The organism is Microbacterium sp. NFH-22A-Y (genome assembly GCF_021401375.1).
GTDB lineage: Bacteria > Actinomycetota > Actinomycetes > Actinomycetales > Microbacteriaceae > Microbacterium > Microbacterium hominis.
In genome coordinates this window covers 80508-97062 of sequence record NZ_JACBGF010000003.1, presented here as the reverse complement: position 1 = coordinate 97062, position 16555 = coordinate 80508, and the positions used below count along the sequence as shown (strand labels likewise).

General features: G+C 73.0%; 15 protein-coding genes and 1 tRNA gene. 10 read left to right on the top strand and 6 right to left on the bottom strand.

Annotation, left to right across the window (positions count from 1 at the left end; translation table 11 throughout):
- The first annotated feature begins 21 nt into the window (after positions 1-21).
- The 3 genes from L0965_RS11405 (at position 22) to L0965_RS11395 (ending at position 2576) form a co-directional block, all read left to right on the top strand.
- Positions 22-954, top strand: coding sequence for a hypothetical protein (locus tag L0965_RS11405; RefSeq protein WP_061782226.1), 933 nt, complete (start codon positions 22-24; stop codon positions 952-954).
- A gap of 69 nt (positions 955-1023) precedes the next feature.
- The gene (locus L0965_RS11400; RefSeq protein ID WP_101306093.1) at positions 1024-1221 is read left to right on the top strand and encodes a hypothetical protein; all 198 of its coding nucleotides are present in this window, start codon (positions 1024-1026) and stop codon (positions 1219-1221) included.
- Between the two features lie 56 nt (positions 1222-1277).
- Complete coding sequence (locus L0965_RS11395; RefSeq protein ID WP_101306092.1) at positions 1278-2576, top strand: aminoglycoside phosphotransferase; 1299 nt, start codon at positions 1278-1280, stop codon at positions 2574-2576.
- A gap of 6 nt (positions 2577-2582) precedes the next feature.
- Here L0965_RS11395 and L0965_RS11390 read toward each other — a convergent pair whose 3' ends face one another.
- Complete coding sequence (locus L0965_RS11390; protein ID WP_060960194.1) at positions 2583-3848, bottom strand: CDP-glycerol glycerophosphotransferase family protein; 1266 nt, start codon at positions 3846-3848, stop codon at positions 2583-2585.
- A 55-nt stretch (positions 3849-3903) separates the two neighbouring features.
- Here L0965_RS11390 and L0965_RS11385 point away from each other — a divergent pair, with 55 nt between their 5' ends.
- Positions 3904-4995 carry a glycosyltransferase family 2 protein gene (locus L0965_RS11385; RefSeq protein WP_101306091.1) on the top strand — a complete coding sequence of 364 codons (1092 nt, stop codon included), beginning with the start codon at positions 3904-3906 and terminating at the stop codon, positions 4993-4995.
- 79 nt (positions 4996-5074) lie between these two features.
- Here L0965_RS11385 and L0965_RS11380 read toward each other — a convergent pair whose 3' ends face one another.
- The 3 genes from L0965_RS11380 to L0965_RS11370 are packed head-to-tail and all read right to left on the bottom strand — an operon-like array spanning position 5075 to position 9437.
- Positions 5075-6559 carry a CDP-glycerol glycerophosphotransferase family protein gene (locus L0965_RS11380; RefSeq protein WP_101306090.1) on the bottom strand — a complete coding sequence of 495 codons (1485 nt, stop codon included), beginning with the start codon at positions 6557-6559 and terminating at the stop codon, positions 5075-5077.
- Positions 6556-7812, bottom strand: coding sequence for a CDP-glycerol glycerophosphotransferase family protein (locus tag L0965_RS11375; RefSeq protein ID WP_101306089.1), 1257 nt, complete (start codon positions 7810-7812; stop codon positions 6556-6558). The genes L0965_RS11380 and L0965_RS11375 overlap by 4 nt, the downstream gene beginning before the upstream one ends.
- Before the next feature lie 44 nt (positions 7813-7856).
- Positions 7857-9437 (bottom strand): S1C family serine protease, encoded by a 1581-nt coding sequence (locus L0965_RS11370; RefSeq protein WP_101306088.1) that lies wholly within the window; start codon positions 9435-9437, stop codon positions 7857-7859.
- Between the two features lie 100 nt (positions 9438-9537).
- Between L0965_RS11370 and L0965_RS11365 the strand changes: the two genes are divergently transcribed.
- The gene (locus tag L0965_RS11365) at positions 9538-10758 is read left to right on the top strand and encodes an aminotransferase class I/II-fold pyridoxal phosphate-dependent enzyme (protein WP_101306087.1); all 1221 of its coding nucleotides are present in this window, start codon (positions 9538-9540) and stop codon (positions 10756-10758) included.
- Positions 10759-10816: 58 nt separating this feature from the next.
- On the opposite strand, the gene L0965_RS11360 is transcribed toward L0965_RS11365, so the two are convergent.
- The gene (locus L0965_RS11360; RefSeq protein WP_101306086.1) at positions 10817-11620 is read right to left on the bottom strand and encodes a carbon-nitrogen hydrolase family protein; all 804 of its coding nucleotides are present in this window, start codon (positions 11618-11620) and stop codon (positions 10817-10819) included.
- A gap of 171 nt (positions 11621-11791) precedes the next feature.
- On the opposite strand from L0965_RS11360, the gene L0965_RS11355 reads away from it, so the two are divergent.
- A tRNA-Met gene (locus tag L0965_RS11355) sits at positions 11792-11868 on the top strand.
- Positions 11869-11949: 81 nt separating this feature from the next.
- Here L0965_RS11355 and L0965_RS11350 read toward each other — a convergent pair.
- Positions 11950-12426, bottom strand: a complete 477-nt coding sequence (locus L0965_RS11350; protein WP_232784031.1) for a MarR family winged helix-turn-helix transcriptional regulator — start codon at positions 12424-12426, stop codon at positions 11950-11952.
- 64 nt (positions 12427-12490) lie between these two features.
- On the opposite strand from L0965_RS11350, the gene idi reads away from it, so the two are divergent.
- The 4 genes from idi to crtI are packed head-to-tail and all read left to right on the top strand — an operon-like array spanning position 12491 to position 16555.
- On the top strand, positions 12491-13039 hold the full coding sequence (gene idi / locus L0965_RS11345; RefSeq protein ID WP_060960188.1) for an isopentenyl-diphosphate Delta-isomerase: 549 nt from the start codon (positions 12491-12493) through the stop codon (positions 13037-13039).
- Complete coding sequence (locus L0965_RS11340; protein WP_061782232.1) at positions 13036-14103, top strand: polyprenyl synthetase family protein; 1068 nt, start codon at positions 13036-13038, stop codon at positions 14101-14103. Before idi ends, L0965_RS11340 begins: the two co-directional genes overlap by 4 nt.
- Positions 14100-14969 (top strand): squalene/phytoene synthase family protein, encoded by an 870-nt coding sequence (locus tag L0965_RS11335; RefSeq protein WP_101306085.1) that lies wholly within the window; start codon positions 14100-14102, stop codon positions 14967-14969. Before L0965_RS11340 ends, L0965_RS11335 begins: the two co-directional genes overlap by 4 nt.
- Complete coding sequence (crtI, locus tag L0965_RS11330) at positions 14966-16555, top strand: phytoene desaturase family protein (protein ID WP_101306084.1); 1590 nt, start codon at positions 14966-14968, stop codon at positions 16553-16555. Before L0965_RS11335 ends, crtI begins: the two co-directional genes overlap by 4 nt.

The window sequence follows — 16555 nt, the reverse complement described above, 5'->3', positions numbered from 1 at the left end:
CGTCCATAGGATCGTGCCGACATGGCCAAGATCCATCGCATCCACTCCCTCCCCGACGACGCGCCGTGGGACGGTGGCCTTCCTCCGGAAGGATCGCCCGAGCACCCGCGCACCGTGCGGGCGCTCGATCGGATGCTGCAGGTCCAGCGCCCGGTCGTGATCGCGCACCTGCGCAGCATCCGTCTGCGCCATCCCGAGGCGACGACGGCGCAGATCGTCCGGATGCTGGAGCGGCGCTACCTGGCGGCGGTGACCACCGGCGGCGCCGCCGTCGGCGCGACCGCGGTCGTACCCGGTATCGGGACCGGGGTCACCCTGGCCCTCTCGGGCATCGAGACCGTCGGGTTCCTGGAGGCCACGGCGCTGTTCGCCCAGTCGCTCGCCGAGCTGCACGGCATCCGCGTGGACAATCCCGATCGCGCCCGCGCGCTCGTGCTGACGCTGATGCTCGGCCAGGAGGGTGTCGACCTCGTCGCGCAGCTCGGGCGACAGGTCGCCGGCACCGGTGGCTCGCGCACCTCGTACTGGGGCGAGCTCGTGACGAAGTCGCTGCCCCGCGCGGCCGTCGGCCCGCTCGTCGACCGGCTCAAGTCGTCCTTCATCCGGCAGTTCGCGACCAAGGGCAGCGCCTCGGTCATCGGCAAGGCGCTCCCCTTCGGCATCGGTGCGGCCATCGGTGGAACCGGAAACCACCTGCTCGGCCGCCGCGTGGTGGTGGGATCCCACCGCGCGTTCGGTCTGCCGCCCGTCGCATACCCGGCGGAGCTCGAGCCGCGCCCCGGCACCGAGCGGCTCGAGCGCTCCGCGTTCGGCACGGTCCGGCGCGCCGGCGAGGCGATCGGTGCGGGCGGACGTCGCGCGGCCGGCGCCCTGGGCGCCGCCGCCGGCGCGGTCGGAGCGAAGGCCCGCCGCGGTGGCCGCTCGGCGGCGGACGGCGCTGCCGCGGGAGACTGACGACCGCGTCGCGCGAGACGCGCCCGGCCGGGGCACCCCCGCGACGCCGCCGTCGCGCACAATGGGGCCATGGGTATCTTCCAGAGTCGTCCCGAAGAGCCGACCGAATGGGGCGGTCTGCCCTCCGAGCCGGTCGATGAGCAGCAGCCCGCGGAGGTGCTCCCGCCCCCGGTCGACGACCTCGGTGTCTTCGGCGCCGCCGGCGTCGCATTCTCCGTGCCGGTGGAGGTCCTGGTCCAGGACGAGGAGTCGACGCCAGAGGACTGACGACGCCTCGGCGCGGCTTTCTCGACACCCGACGGCGCGCTGGCTAGCCTCGACCCATGCAGACGACGCTGAGGCATCTGGCCGCATGGATGCCGCAGCAGAGGTGGTACACCCCGACGGGCGGTGAGCCGCGGCTGCGCGTGCTGGCCGAGCGGCGGCTCTCGAGCTCCGCGCCCGACGTCGACGTGCGGCTGCTGATCGTCGGCGACGGAGATGACGCCGACGCGATCGTGTATCAGGTCCCCCTCGTGTGGCGGCCCCGCACCGGCGAGCCGGAACCGTCCCACACCGTCGGCGTCGACGATGATCGGCTCCTCGTCGACGGCCCCCACGATCCCGCCTTCACGGCGGCGCTGCTCGTCGAGCTGGGGCGCCCCGATCTCGCCGGACCGGCGAGCGTGCTCACGGGCGAGCAGTCGAACACGTCCGTGATCTTCCGGCCCTCCCACGCCGCGCCCGTCATCTGCAAGGTGTTCCGTCGGCTTCATCCGGGCATCAATCCGGACATCGAGCTGCAGTCGGCGCTCGCGGCCGCGGGCTCTGCGCACGTCCCGCCCGTGATCGGTCACCTCGACGGCGAGTGGACGTCGACCGCCCCCGGCGAGCCCGCCGTCCGCGGATCGCTCGCGTTCGCCCAGGAGTTCCTCCCCGATGTCGAGGACGCCTGGCGCGTGGCGCTCGCGGCCGCCGCGGTGAGCGCCGACTTCTCGGCCGAAGCGCAATCGCTGGGACGCGCGACCGCCGATGTCCATCGCGATCTCGCCCACCTGTTCCCGACCCCGCCCGCCGACGCCGATGCGCGGCGCTCGATCGTCGCGGCGTGGCGCCGGCGCCTGTCGATCGCGGTCGCGGAGGTGCCCGCGCTCGGCGCGTTCCACGATGCGGTCGCGCGCATCTACGCGCGCGCCGAGGCCGCGCCCTGGCCGCACCTGCAACGCGTGCACGGCGACTACCACCTCGGCCAGGTCCTGCACTCCCCCACCCGCGGCTGGATGCTCCTCGACTTCGAGGGCGAGCCGATGCGCCCGATCTCCGAACGGCGCGCCCCCGACCTGGCGCTGAGGGACATCGCCGGGATGCTGCGCTCGTTCGACTACGTCGCGGGCTCGCTCCGCCTCCAGCGCGGGCCGCACCAGCTCGACGCCACGGCCGACGCCGCCGCCGACGCGTGGGCGCTCGCCGCCCGCACGAGCTTCCTCACCGGGTACGGCTCCACGTTCGCCGACCCGTCGGGTGCTCTCCTCGACGCGCTCGAGCTCGACAAGGCCGTGTACGAAGCGATCTACGAGGCGCGCCACCGTCCGGCGTGGCTCGCGATACCGCTGGCGGCGGTGGCGCGGCTCGTCACGCGCTGAGGGCGCTCAGCCCTCCACACCGGCCGAAGGCCCGGACGCCGCGTCCGCGCGCGTCGCGGCATCCCACGTCTCCCACCGTCGCATGAGCTCGGCGATGGCGGCCTCGAACCGCGCGGATGCCGCACCCGGCGCCGTGTCGCCGAAGTACCGCTGCACCCACCGCGCGAGACGCGCGGCCGCGTCAGGGTCGTCGAGCACCCGCGTGATGCGGTCGTCGACGTCGGCCGCACCGGCGGCATCCAGCCACTCGGCATCCGACAGATACCCGTTCGTATCGACGTCGGCGGCGGGATCGACCGGGCGCGTGATCAGCAGGGGCTTGCTCGTCGCGAGACGGTCGTAGACCATCGCGGAGATGTCGACGACGGCGATGTCGGCGGCGAGGAGCTGCCAGCCCAGCTCTCCCCCGGCGTCGACGACGTGCCGGGCCGTCGGATCGGACGCGTTCGCAGCCGTGATGGCGGCCACGATGCGCGCGTTCGCCGCGCCGTACTCCGGGTCGACGACGCCCGAGCGGGGGTGGGGACGGTAGATGAGACGGTACCGGGGCGACGACAGCAGCGCCGCGACGAGGGCCTCCCCGTGACTGCGGAGAGAGCCGTAACGGGCCGCCGGACGATCGCCCTCCCAGGTCGGCGCGTAGAGCACCACCGTGCGCTCGTCGGGCGCATACGGCGGCTCACCGACGTAGTGATCGGTCTGGGGACGGCCGACGGCGATCGTGCGCCGATCGACGTCGTAGTCCCACAGCGTCCGTGAGAGGCGATCGCGCGCCGCCTCCCCCGCGACCAGGGCGTAGTCGTACGCCTTGAACTGGTTCGTGGTCATGTACATCTTGTCGGACTCGCCGTGGTTGATGAACACGTGCCAGCGGCGACCGTACCGGAACATCTGGAAGTTCCGCGTGTTCTGGTTGACGTAGAGGACCACCCGGATGTCCTGCTGCGCGATGTAGCGCTCGAGGTCGCGCACCTTCGGGACGAACGCGACGGGCAGGGCGTCGTCGGCCAGGAGCGCCCGCGCACCCGTCGCGTGCCGGCTGAGCACCACGACCGGCCACCGCCCGGCGAGGGCGGCCAGCGGCCGATACCACTGACGGATCTGGTACATGTTCACGTCGCCGTCGGCGAAGTACACCGCGATGCGGAAGTGGGCCGGCGGTGCCGGGGGCCGCGCAGCCTGTTCGCGGCGCACCTCCCGCAGTGCCGACCGTCCGTTGGCCACGCGCCGCAGCAGCGAGCGGGCGCGGCGTGCCTCGGAGACGATTCCCATCCCTCCAGCCTACGGCGGCCGCGCCGGTGCGCCCCCGGCATGGGATGATCGTCGGATGCACTCCGTCGCGGCACGTTCCCGGGACGCGCGGGTGCCGTCCCCGGATGCCGGGGTCAGCTTCGTGATGCCCGTGCTCAACGAGCAGGCGTATCTGACCCGCGCCGTCGAGAGCGCGCTCGCCCAGGAGACGGCCGGCCCCAGCGAGGTCATCCTCGCTCTCGGGCCGTCCACCGACGCGACCGACGCGATCGCCGCGGAGCTGGCGGCGCGCGACCCGCGGGTACGCCTCATCCGCAACCCCGCCGCCGACATCCCGGTGGGCCTGAACCTCGCCATCCGAGCGGCCCGCTACCCGACGATCGTGCGCGTGGACGCGCACTCGGAGCTCGAACCCGGATACGCGCAGCGCGCGCTGGACACCCTGGCGCGGGTGCGTGCGGCCAACGTCGGCGGAGTCATGCGCGCGGACGGCCGCACCGGCTTCCAGCGTGCCGTCGCCCGCGCGTACAACGCCCGTGTGGGCCTCGGCGGCGGCGCCTACCATTCGGGCGGCCGTGCGGGTCCGGCCGAGTCGGCCTATCTCGGCGTGATCCGGCGCGACGTGCTCGACGAGGTCGGGCTGTTCGACGAGACCATCCGCCGCGGGGAGGACTGGGAGCTCAATCTGCGCATCCGACGCGCCGGCTACCGCGTGTGGTTCGATCCCGAGCTGGCCGTCACGTACTGGCCGCGCGAGCGTTGGACGCGACTGGCGCGGCAGTTCCGCTCGACGGGAACGTGGCGCGGCGAGCTCGTGCGCCGATACGGTCGCCGCAATTCGCTGCGCTTCTTCGCGCCGCCCGCTCTGGTGCTCACCACCGTCGCCGCCCTCATCGTCGGCGTCCTCCAGGCGACGGGCGTCCTCAGCGGCATCCCGGCGCTCGCGGCCTCCGTCGTGTATGCGCCGCTCGCGGCATACGCGCTGGTGGTGCTCGGCTGGGCGCTGAGCCCGGCCGCGGGCCCCGGCATCCGGGAGCGGCTCTGGGGCCTGGTGGTGCTGCCGACCATGCACGTCGCGTGGGGCGTCGGCTTCCTCATCGGTGCCGCTCGCGGCGCGCGCGAGAACATCGACACGTCGCGTCTGGATCGCAACACGCCGCTGCCCTGACACCGCTGAACCGCTACGCCGCTGCCCCGGAACGCCGCTGCCCTCGCGCGACCCGACCCCGCGGCACGCGCCGGCCCGATCAGTCCCGGTCGACGAACCTCTGGTCGAGGATCCGGGCGACGACCCGTTCGGCCGCACGCCCGTCGTCGCGGGCGTTGACGCGGGCGCGCCAGGTCGCATACCGGCCCGCGAACCGCTCCGGCACCGTCTCATCGGCGACCAGGCGCGTCAGCTCCTCCTGGGTCGTCGCCAGAGGCCCGGGCGCGTGCGCCGCGAGATCGAAGTAGAAGCCGCGCAGCCGCCCGCGGTAATGCTCGAGGTCGGGGGTGAAGAAGAAGATCGGCTTGCCGGTGGCGGTGAAATCGAACATCACGGACGAGTAGTCCGTGATGAGCGCATCGGCGATCATCAGCAGCTCGGACGTGTCGGAGTGACCCGTGACGTCGATGACCCGCGGCCCGGGCGCATCGACGGTGAGGTCCACCCCCGGCAGCAGCGTCCGCGAATGACCGCGCACCAGCACCACCGAACCGGTGGCTTCGGCGAACGCCGGCAGGTCCAGGAAGTCGACGATCTGTTCGCGGTCGTCTCGCCACGTGGGTGCGTAGAGGAGCACGTGTTCCTCGGCGCCGATCCCGAGCAGCGACCGGATCTCCTGCTGCCTGCTCCCGGTGCCTGCCGACAGCTCGTCGTTGCGGGGATACCCCTCCACCCAGATCGGACGACGCAGGAACGCGTAGGCCGCGCGCAGCGTACGCGCGCCGTACTCGTTCTGGGCAAGCAGCACGTCCCAGCGGCGACCCTCGCGCACCACCGCGAGCATCCGCCGCAGGTCGAAGCCCGGTCGGTGCAGGGCGAGGCGCTTGAGGGGCGTGCCGTGCCAGGTCTGCAGCACGCGCTGGCCGGGACGGCGCACATAGCGTCGCCGCAGCCAGTCGTTGACCACGAGCAGACGCGCCGACGCTCGCGCGCGCCACCACTGCGGGCTGCCCTCGACCACGGCCACCGCGCCGTCGGGCACCGCCACCGAGAGGTCGACGACGCTCCAGTAGCGGATCACCCCGGGAGCCGCACGCGCGAGCTCACGGTCGATCGCCCGCGGATTGCACCCGGCGATGCGCCCGTAGAAGCTCTCGAAGAAGACGGCGTTCTCCAGCTCGCCCCCCGGGCGCGTCGCATATCGGCGCTCGAGAGCGGCCTGCGCTTCGGCCGAGTCGTACGCGGCGTCGATCGGCGGACGCACCGTGAGCGTCCCGTCGCGGAGGGCGACACGCATCGTCGAGGTCATGGTGTCGGCGATGGATGCCGCGGCCACCTCGCCGGCGTCGGCGCCGTCGAGGCGAAGGCGGTAGTCGCCGGTCGGCAGCGGCAGCTCGCGCTCGCCGCCGCGCGCCGAACGCAGGGGCAGCGCCGCGGTCCACCCCCGGGTGCCGTCGGCGGCGGGACTCCCGTCCACCCGCGCACGCCGACCGGCGAGCACGGCGGCGTCGGGCAGCTTCCCCTCACCCTGCAGGACGAGCTCGGGGCCGGCCTCGGCGTGGCGGATCGACGCGGTGATCGTCATGATCGCCTCTCCGCGGCGAGCGCCGCCTGAATCGCCCCGAACACGCGGGCGCTGCCGCCACCGTCGGCGACGTCGTGCACGCGCGCGCTCAGCGCGCGGGCCGCCGCCACACGCCGCGCGTGCTCGGCGGGATCGGTGAGGACCGCGCGCGTCTGGGCGATCGCCTCGTCCCAGGTCGTGGCGGGGGCCTCACCCGCCACGTCGCGGAAGGTGCCGTAGAAGCCGCGCGTCCGGGCGTAGGCGGCGAGGTCCGGGGCGAGGAAGACCGCGGGCACGGGGACGAGCGCCGCGTCGAAGACGATGGACGAGTAGTCCGTGATCAGCACGTCGATCGCCGGCAGCAGAGGCGTGACCTCGGCGACGAGGTCGGCTCCGAGAAGACGGATGCGCTCCCCGGCGTGACGCGCGTAGGCGCCGGCGCCGTGCGGGTGCGACCGGATCAGGAGCACGGCGTCCGACTCGGTGAGCAGGGCGCGAAGGCGATCCGCCTCGGCGGGCGTCGGGACGGCGGGATCGGGGGCGCCGTCGCGCCAGGTCGGCGCGTAGAGGATCAGCCTCGCCGTCCCGAGCGCACCGGTCGCCTCCGCGACGGCGGTGCGGGCGCGCGCACGCCGCCCGTCGGTGTCGCCGGCGAAGAGCACATCCGTGCGCGGCTCCCCCGTCACGGGCACACGCGTCGAGGGGAGCCCGAAGGCGGACTCCAGGCGGCCCCGCACGAGCTGGGAGGCGGCGGGCAGCACGCGGATGCGCGACTGCGCGCGGCGGTACGCCGCGGTCACCACCCATGTGAGGATCCGCTGGACGAGCGCCGGGAGACGGCGGGCGGTCACCTGCATCGTCACGGGTGCGTCCAGTCCCAGACGCTTCAACGGGATGCCGTGCCACAGCTGCACGATCACGCCGCCGGTCGCGGCGTAGCGGTTGACATCGCCGAAGCCGTGGGTGATCACGATGACCCCGGCACGCGCCGTCACCCAGAACCCGCGCAACGACCCTTTGCGCGTCCACGGGATGCCGCGTGCCTGCGCCTGCAGATCGTCGCGGACGGAACCGGTCAGCCACACCGCGCGCACGCCCTCGCCGCGCGCGTGCTCCCAGAGCGCCCATGCGCCGTCGCCGACGCCCCACGCGCACCCGAAGACCCACCGGTCGCGCGAGCGCGGGATCAGCAGGGTCGCGAGGCGCCCGCCGACGTACATCGGCACGCGCAGGAGCTTGCGGGCATTGCCGACGCCGAACGAGAAGGACGCCACCCCGCGAGCCTATCGCGGGGTGGCGTCCGAGCCTGAGGGCGTGCTTACGGCTGCAGCTCCCCGAGCGTGACCTCGGCGGAGGCCGTCTTGCCGTTGCGCTCGTACACGATCGTGGCCTTCGAACCCGCCGCGAGCGCGCGCACCTGCGCGGTGAGGTCGGTCGCGTCGGTGATCGGGAACCCGTTGAACGACGTCACCACGTCACCCTTCTGCAGCCCGGCGTTCGCCGCCGCACCGCCCGAGGTGACCTCCGCGATGTAGGCACCCGCGGTGGTCGCGCCCTCCTGCGTGGCCGCGTCGCGGACACCGGCGCCGAGCAGACCGTGCGTAGCCTTGCCATCCTTGATCAGCTCGTCGGTCACGCGCTTGACGATGTTGGACGGGATCGAGAAGCCGACGCCGATCGAGCCCGACTGGCCGCTCGAGCTGGAGCCTCCCGCCGACGCGATGGCGACGTTGATGCCGATGAGCTTGCCCTCACCGTCGACCAGGGCACCGCCGGAGTTGCCGGGGTTGATCGCGGCATCCGTCTGGATCACCGCGATCGAGATCGAGCTCGTCGCCGTGGTCTGCTGGCCCTGGCCGAAGTCGAACTGGAACGGCGAGCCGTTCTCACCCTGCTGCGGCGTCTGCTCCTGCGTGTCGCCCTCCGGAGCCGCCGACGAGGCGATCTGGATCGAGCGGTTCAGCGCGCTCACGATACCCGTGGTCACGGTGTTGGACAGACCGAGCGGCGCGCCGACCGCGACCGTCTGGTCGCCGACGTTGAGGTTCGACGAGTCACCGAAATCGATCGGGGTCAGGCCGGATGCATCGGTCAGCTTGATCACCGCGAGATCGTACGTGGGGTCGGTCCCGACGATCGTCGCGGCGTAGACCTTCCCGTCGGAGGTGGTCACCGAGAGCGTGGCGTCGGCGGTCTGGCCGTCGAGGGTGACGACGTGGGTGTTCGTCACGACGTAGCCGTCGGCGGTCAGCACCACACCCGAGCCGGTTCCGCCCGACGAGCCCGACGTGGCCGAGATCGTCACGACGCTCGGGACCACCTTGGCCGCGATGGCGGTCGTCTGGTTCACCGACGAGGTGTTGTTGACCGTGACGGCCGCGGGCGCGCCGCTGATGACCGTCTGCGACTGCGGGAACAGCGACGCGCCGGCAGCGGCGCCGCCGATTCCGGCCGCTCCGCCCACGAGGGCGGCGGCGACCATGATGCCGACGATCTTGCCGGCACCGATGCGCGCGGCGGGCGCCGCCGGCTCGGCGGGCGCGGTCGCGCCGTACGGCATGGTCGGCTGCGCGCCGAAGGCCGCGCCCGTGTAGGCGGGCGCCCCGTACGGCGACGGCTGCGCCGACGACGGGACGGTCGGCGCGGTGTACGGCGCGTTCGAGGAGTAGCCGGTGGGCGCGACGGCCGGCGCCTGTGCCGCCTGGGTCGCGGGCTGCTCCGGCAGCGGCGGGCGCTGCGGCGCGTCCCCGGTGTTCGCGACGGTCTCGGGGGCGGCCGGGGTCTCCGCGGCGGCGGGGGCCTCGGCGACGGCGGGCGTCTCGGAGCCCTGCGCGGCGGCGTCGTAGCCCTGCGCGGCGGCGTCCTGCGGGTCGGTGTTCGAGGGGGTGTTCTCGCTCATTGGTGCTTCCTTCTTCCCAAGTCCTGATCAGGATGTCGCGCGATTCTGTGTGTTGCTTATGTCCGCACCCCGCTGAGCCTATGCATGTAGCCTGAGCGCGATGCGAGAGATTCCGGGCGCGTGGCGCCGTACCGCACAGGGCGCGGGACTGCTGTCGTCGGACGGTGTCGCGGCGCCGACGATCTTCGCCGAGATGAGCGGCCTCGCCGCACGCACCGGCGCCATCAACCTCGGGCAGGGCTTTCCCGACGAGGACGGTCCTCGTGCCGTCCTCGACGCGGCGCGCGACGCGATCGCGGCCGGGTTCAACCAGTACGCCCCCGGTCGCGGCGTGCCGGCGCTGCTCACCGCGATCGCGGCGCATCAACGGCGTTTCTACGGACGAGAGCTCGATCCCGACCGCGAGATCCTCGTGACGGCCGGGGCGACCGAGGCACTGGCGGCCGCTCTGCTCGCCCTCATCGACTCCCCCGACGACGAGGTCGTCGTCTTCGAGCCCTACTACGACTCCTACGCGGCGTGCGTCGCCCTGGCCGGCGCCCGGCTGGTGACGGTGCCGCTGGCGTGGCCGCGGTTCCAGCCGGACCTCGAGCGGCTCGCAGCCGCCGTCACCGACCGCACCCGGATCATCCTCGTCAACGACCCCCACAATCCCACCGGGGCGGTCTTCGCGCCGGAGGTCCGCGCGGAGATCGTGCGCCTGGCCGAACGTCACGACGCCGTCATCGTCACCGACGAGGTCTACGAGCATCTCGTGTTCGACGCCCGGCACGAGCCGATCGCGACGCTGCCCGGCGCCGCGGAACGCACGCTCACGATCTCGTCGGCGGGCAAGACCTTCTCCACCACGGGGTGGAAGGTCGGATGGGTGTCGGGGCCCGCGGCGCTGATCGACGCCGTCCTCGCGGTCAAGCAGTTCCTCACGTATGTGAACGGCACACCCTTCCAGCACGCGATCGCCACCGGCCTCGCCCTCCCGGACGACTTCTTCACCGGCATCGCATCGACGCTGCGCACCAAGCGCGACCTGCTCGCGGCGGGGCTGGATGCCGCCGGCTTCACGGTGTCCGAACCGGCCGGCTCCTACTTCACCGTCGCCGACGCGGCACCGCTGCTGAGTCCCGGCACCGATGCGGCGCAGTTCTGCCGCGAGCTGCCCGCGCGCGCCGGGGTCGTGGCCATCCCGCTCACGGCCTTCGCGAGCGCGTCGCACCGTGCCGACTACGCCACCCTCGTCCGCTTCGCCGCCTGCAAGCGCACGGAGGTCATCGAGGAGGCGAGCGCCCGGCTCGCGGCGATGGAGCCGTCACCGGGCCGCTGAGCGCGGGCGGTCGAGGCCCTCTCGTGCTCCTCCTGCACGGCGCCGTGTCAGCGTCGTGTCAGCGCGGTGCGACGTCGAAGCGCCGCAGCGCGAGCGCCGGATTGACCCGCCGGATGCGCTCGATCGTGCCGACGTCGGCGAAACCGACCGCCACGTCGCTTGCGGTTCCGACGCCCGCGATCTCCACGCCCTGCGGATCCACGACCACCGATGCCCCCACCCCCAGCGGCGGCGGGTGGTCGGCACCCGCGACGTACAGCGTGTTCTCGATCGCCCGCGCGTGCAGGAGCGTCCGCCAGTGGTGCTCCTTGAGGGGCCCGCGCACCCACTCGGCCGCCACGAGCACCACGTGGGCGCCCGCATCGGCGAGCACACGCGCCACTTCGGGGAAGCGCAGGTCGTAGCAGGTCATCAGCGCCACGGTCAGCCCGCCCACCTCGAAGGTCTCCGGCGCGCCGATGGCCCCCGGTTCGACCCAGTCCGACTCCCGCTGGCCGAACGCGTCGTACAGGTGCAGCTTGTGGGAGACGGCGAGGATGCCGCCGGCATCGACGGCCACGACCGCGTTGCGCACACGCCCGGCGTCGCCCCGTTCGACCAGGCCGGCCGTGACGACGAGGCCGTGTCGGGCGGCGATCGCCGTGAGCTCGGTCACGAAGGGCCCGTCGAGCGACTCCGCGTTCTCGGCGAGCGACGCATCGAACGGATCGACGAAGTAGCTCGCGTACTCCGGGAACGCCACGACCGCCGCGCCCCGCGCGGAGGCGGCGGCGGCGAGCTCATCGATCACGCGCAGGTTGTCGGCCTTGTCGGCGGTGGGCGCGAACTGCGCCACCGCGATGCCCACGGCATCCGCTCTCATTCCCGGCTCCCCTCCGGCGCCGCTGGACACGCAGCGGGGCACGAACGGGAGGGTGCGGTCACGACCCCATCCTCCCCCGCGGCGGCGACCTTCGGCAACGCCCGGTTCGCGTGGCGAGGAGCGCCCCGTGTACACCGGCACTCCGAACCCGTGTTAGGCTATTCCTTGTGCCGCGGGGTGGAGCAGCTCGGTAGCTCGCTGGGCTCATAACCCAGAGGTCGCAGGTTCAAATCCTGTCCCCGCAACCAATATCGCGTGTGTCACGCGGTCACGAAGAAGGCGTCCCCGATCCGGGGGCGCCTTCTTCGCGTGCGCCGACCCGCGGCCGTTCAATCGACGAGCGCGTCATCCATGTCCTCGAGGAAACGCGCGATCGCACGGAGCTCCTCGTCGCTGTAGCCGTCCATGACGTCGCGCATCTTCGCCATGCGCTGCCCGAGGTGGCGCGAGAACTCGCTGCGCGCGCGCTCGGTGAGCACGACGATGCGCGCCCGTCGATCGGCGGGGTGGGGACGCCGCTCGATGTGTCCCCGCTCGCTCAGCCGGTCGAGCAGCTTCGTCGTGGATGCCGTGGAGATCGCGAGGTGCTTCGCGATCTCGTGGGGCGAGACCCATTCGCCGCGCTGCTCGCGCACGATGAGCATGCGCAGGGCCGCGAGATCGGACCCGTTCATGTCCATGTCGGAACGCAGCACGCCGTGCAGCCGATCCATAGAATCGCTGAAGGAGCGCACGGCGACCAACGCGTCGCGGACGAGTTCGTCGCGCTGCGTCGTCGGGATCCACCGGTCTGTCACGCTGGACACCCCCCTCACTCGAAAGGTAGTATCCCTTAAAATCGCTAGCTAAACTAGCAATAAGGAGAAGATCGTGTCCCCGACAGAATACGTGGTCCTGCTCGACGACAACGGGGACGAGATCGGCACGGCGCCGAAGGCCAGCGTGCACGGCACCGACACGGCTCTGCACCTCGCCTTCTCCTGCCACGTCTACAACTCCCGCGGCGAGACGCTCGTGACCCGCCGCGCCCTCGACAAGCTGACCTGGCCCGGAGTGTGGAGCAACTCCTTCTGCGGGCACCCGCGTCCCGCGGAGCCGGTGATGGATGCCGTGCACCGCCGCGCCGAGCACGAGCTGGGTCTGACCCTGCGCGACGTGCGGCTCGCCCTCCCCCTGTTCCGCTACCGCGCGGTCGACGCGAGCGGCATCGTCGAGCACGAGATCTGCCCGGTGTACACGGCACTCGTCGACGACGAGCCGCGGCTCAACCCGCGCGAGGTGGCCGAAGCGCGCTGGGTCGATCCGGCCGATCTCGCCGTGTCGTTGCGTGCCACCCCCTGGGCGTTCAGCCCCTGGCTCGTCCTGCAAGCCGAGCAGCTCGGCGTCTTCGAGCCCGCGACGGTGCGGAGCGCGTCGTGATCGCGTTGCTCGACGATGACGCGCGCATCAGCGTCGACGCCGCGATCGAGCGCGCCCTGAGCCGGCTGCAACGCCGCGCCGCTCCGCTCGGAGACGGCGCGAAGGCCCTCACCGCCGCGACCGCCGCGGCCGCCGCCGACGGCAAGCGGCTGCGCCCGGCTCTCGTCGTCGCCTCCTATCGCGCCTTCGGCGGAGGTCGCGACGACGACACCACGGCACTGTGGGACGTCGCGGCCGCGCTCGAGCTGCTGCACACGGCATTCGTCGTGCACGACGACCTCATCGATCGCGATCTCGAGCGCCGCGGCATCCCCAACGTCGCCGGACGCTTCCGGACCCGAGCCCAGGCGTTCGGTGCCGGGCCCGAGCAGGCCGCCATCGTGGGCGATGCCGCCGCCGTGCTCGCCGGCGACCTGCTGCTGTTCGAGGCCGCCCGCCTCGTCGCCTGCTGCGACGTCGACGAGACCACACGGCACGCCCTGCTGGAGATCATCGACGACGCGATCCTCGTCTCGGCCTCCGGCGAGCTCGCCGATGTCGAGCACGCCGCGCGCGCCGACTACCCCGACACCGATGCCCTTCTCGGCGCGGCGCACGACAAGACCGCCGCCTACTCCTTCGAGGCGCCGCTGCTCGCCGGAGCCATCATGGCGGGCGCACCGGCCGAGGCCCGCTCCCGGCTGTCGCTGGCCGCAGCCGACCTGGGTCTCGCGTTCCAGCTCGTCGACGACCTCATCGGCACGTTCGGCTCCCGCAGCCAGGCCGGGCGCGATCCGGGCGCCGACCTCCGCGAGGCGAAGCGCACGCCCCTCATCGCCCTCGCCCGCGACACGGCGGCCTGGCCCCGGGTCAGCTCCGCGCTGGCCGTCGCGCACACCGGGCCGATCGCCGTGCGGCGCGCCCAGCGCGAGCTCGAGGCCAGCGGGGCACGCGACCACCTGGTCGCCCTCATCGACGACCGGCTGCGCCGAGCGCGGAGCCGCTCGGCCTCCCCGGCGCTGCCCCCGGCCGCGGTGACGCTGCTGGCGGAGGTCGCGAACGCGATCGAAGGGCGCATCCCGTGAGCGGCGCCTCCGCGGCCGGCGGCTCCCTGTACGACCGCTGCGCGCAGGAGGCGGCGGCCACGGTCATCGCCGCGTACTCCACGTCGTTCGCACTCGCCTGCCGCCTGCTCGGCCCCCGCGTGCGCACACACGTGCGCAGCATCTACGCGCTCGTGCGCGTCGCGGATGAGGTGGTCGACGGCGCCGCCGAGCAGACCGGCCTTCCCGCGTCGACCCAGCGGCTCCTGCTCGACGAGCTGGAGGCCGAGACGCTCGCGGCCGTCGCCCGGGGGTTCAGCACCAACCTGATCGTCCACGCGTTCGCCCTCGCCGCCCGGGAGTGCGGCATCGGACACGACCTGGTGCGACCGTTCTTCGCCTCGATGCGGACGGATCTCACGCGCACGCGGCACGACGACGCCTCACACGACGAGTACGTCTACGGCTCGGCCGAGGTCGTCGGCCTCATGTGCCTGCAGGTGTTCGTCAACGCCGGGCGGGCGACACCGCTCGCTCCCGACCCCGGCCTCGTCGACGGCGCCCGGCGCCTGGGCGCCGCCTTCCAGGACGTCAACTTCCTCCGCGACCGCACCGACGACGAGAACCGACTGGGACGGGACTATCTCGGACTGCAGGACGGACGCCGCGATCGCACGGCCGTCCTCGACCGCATCGACGCCGACCTGGATGCGGCGGCCGCCGCGATCGCCGACCTGCCCGCCGACTGCCGGCGGGCCGTGACGACCGCCCACGGCCTGTTCGCCGAGCTCGCGCACCGCTTGCGCGAGGACGACGACACGGCCCGTGTGTCCGTCCCCACACCGGTCAAGGCCACCATCGCGGCCCGGGCGCTCGCCGGCCGCCCCCCGAAACGGAGCACTCCATGACCCGCACGGCCCTCGTCATCGGTGGCGGGATCTCCGGCCTCGCGACCGCCGCCCTCCTCGCCCGCGACGGGTGGCAGGTGGAGCTGCACGAGGCCGGGGACGCGCTGGGCGGGCGGGCCGGCTCCTGGGAGCGCGACGGCTTCCGCTTCGACACCGGCCCCAGCTGGTACCTCATGCCGGAGGTCTTCGACCATTTCTTCCGCCTGTGCGGCACGAGCGCCGCCGCCGAGCTCGACCTGGTGCCGCTGACGCCGGCCTACCGGGTGTACCCCGAGCCGGATGCCGGTGCCGCCAGCGCCGCCGTCGACGTCGTCTCGGGGCGCGAGGCGGCGCGGGAGCTCTTCGAGAGCCGGGAACCCGGCGCGGGAGCCCGCCTCGACGCGTACCTCGACTCGGCCGCCGACGCCTACGACCTCGCCGTGTCGCGATTCCTCTACGACACGTACGCCTCCACGAAGGGACTGCGCGATCCTGCCGTCGCCGGTCAACTGCCACGACTGGCGCCGCTGCTGACACGGTCGCTCGACGACCATGTCGCCCGTCGTTTCCGCGATCCGGTGCTCCGTCAGATCCTCGGCTACCCGGCCGTGTTCCTCGGCTCGTCGCCGTTCGACGCGCCCAGCCTGTACCACCTGATGAGCCACCTCGATCTCGACGACGGGGTGCTGTATCCGCAGGGCGGCTTCACCGTGGTCATCGCCGCGGTCGCGCGGGTCGCCCGTGCACAGGGCGCGGTGCTGCACACCTCCTCGCCCGTCGCCGAGATCCTCACCCAGGATGCCCGTGCGATCGGCATCCGCCTCTCCGACGGCACCGTGCGAGAGGCCGACATCGTCGTCTCCTCCGCCGATCTCCACGAGACCGAGACGACCATGCTCCCGCCGTCGCTCCAGTCCTACCCGCCACGGTGGTGGCGCCGGCGCAACCCGGGGCCCGGGGCGCTGCTGCTCCTGCTCGGTGTCGACGGGGAGCTGCCGCAGCTCGCGCACCACACGCTGTTGTTCGCCCGCGACTGGGAGAAGAACTTCGGCGACGTGTTCGGCGCCGACCCCCGCATCCCCGACCCCGCCTCCCTGTACATCTGCCGCCCCTCCGCGACGGATCCGACCGTCGCGCCGCCGGGCGCCGAGAACCTCTTCGTGCTCGTCCCCATGCCTGCCGACCCCTCGCTCGGCCGTGGCGGCGTGGACGGGGCCGGCGCGCCGGCGATCGAGCAGGCGGCCGACCGGGTGATCGCCCAGATCGCGGCGTGGACCGGCATCCCCGACCTCGCCGCGCGCATCCGGGTGCGACGCACCATCGCGCCCGCCGACTTCGAGGCCGAGCTGGGCGCCTGGCGCGGAGGCGCGCTGGGGCTCGCGCACACCCTCCGCCAGAGCGCGGTCTTCCGTCCGCGCAACGCCTCGCGCAAGGTGCGCGGCCTGTTCTACGCCGGCACGTCGGTGCTCCCGGGCATCGGGCTGCCGATGTGCCTCATCTCGGCCGAGCTCGTCGTCAAGCGGCTGCGCGGCGATCGCGGTGCCGCGCGCCTGCCCGAGCCCTCGGGAGTCGGCGCGCGACGCCGCGCCCCTGAGGACGACAGCTGA

Coding starts and splice junctions, on each gene's coding strand:
- L0965_RS11365 (WP_101306087.1), top strand. CDS start 9,538: ATGCGAGAGATTCCGGGCGCGTGGCGCCGTACCGCACAGGGCGCGGGA.
- L0965_RS11405 (WP_061782226.1), top strand. CDS start 22: ATGGCCAAGATCCATCGCATCCACTCCCTCCCCGACGACGCGCCGTGG.
- L0965_RS11390 (WP_060960194.1), bottom strand. CDS start 3,848: ATGGGAATCGTCTCCGAGGCACGCCGCGCCCGCTCGCTGCTGCGGCGC.
- L0965_RS11360 (WP_101306086.1), bottom strand. CDS start 11,620: ATGAGAGCGGATGCCGTGGGCATCGCGGTGGCGCAGTTCGCGCCCACC.
- L0965_RS11385 (WP_101306091.1), top strand. CDS start 3,904: ATGCACTCCGTCGCGGCACGTTCCCGGGACGCGCGGGTGCCGTCCCCG.
- L0965_RS11395 (WP_101306092.1), top strand. CDS start 1,278: ATGCAGACGACGCTGAGGCATCTGGCCGCATGGATGCCGCAGCAGAGG.
- L0965_RS11370 (WP_101306088.1), bottom strand. CDS start 9,437: ATGAGCGAGAACACCCCCTCGAACACCGACCCGCAGGACGCCGCCGCG.
- L0965_RS11400 (WP_101306093.1), top strand. CDS start 1,024: ATGGGTATCTTCCAGAGTCGTCCCGAAGAGCCGACCGAATGGGGCGGT.
- crtI (WP_101306084.1), top strand. CDS start 14,966: ATGACCCGCACGGCCCTCGTCATCGGTGGCGGGATCTCCGGCCTCGCG.
- L0965_RS11380 (WP_101306090.1), bottom strand. CDS start 6,559: ATGACGATCACCGCGTCGATCCGCCACGCCGAGGCCGGCCCCGAGCTC.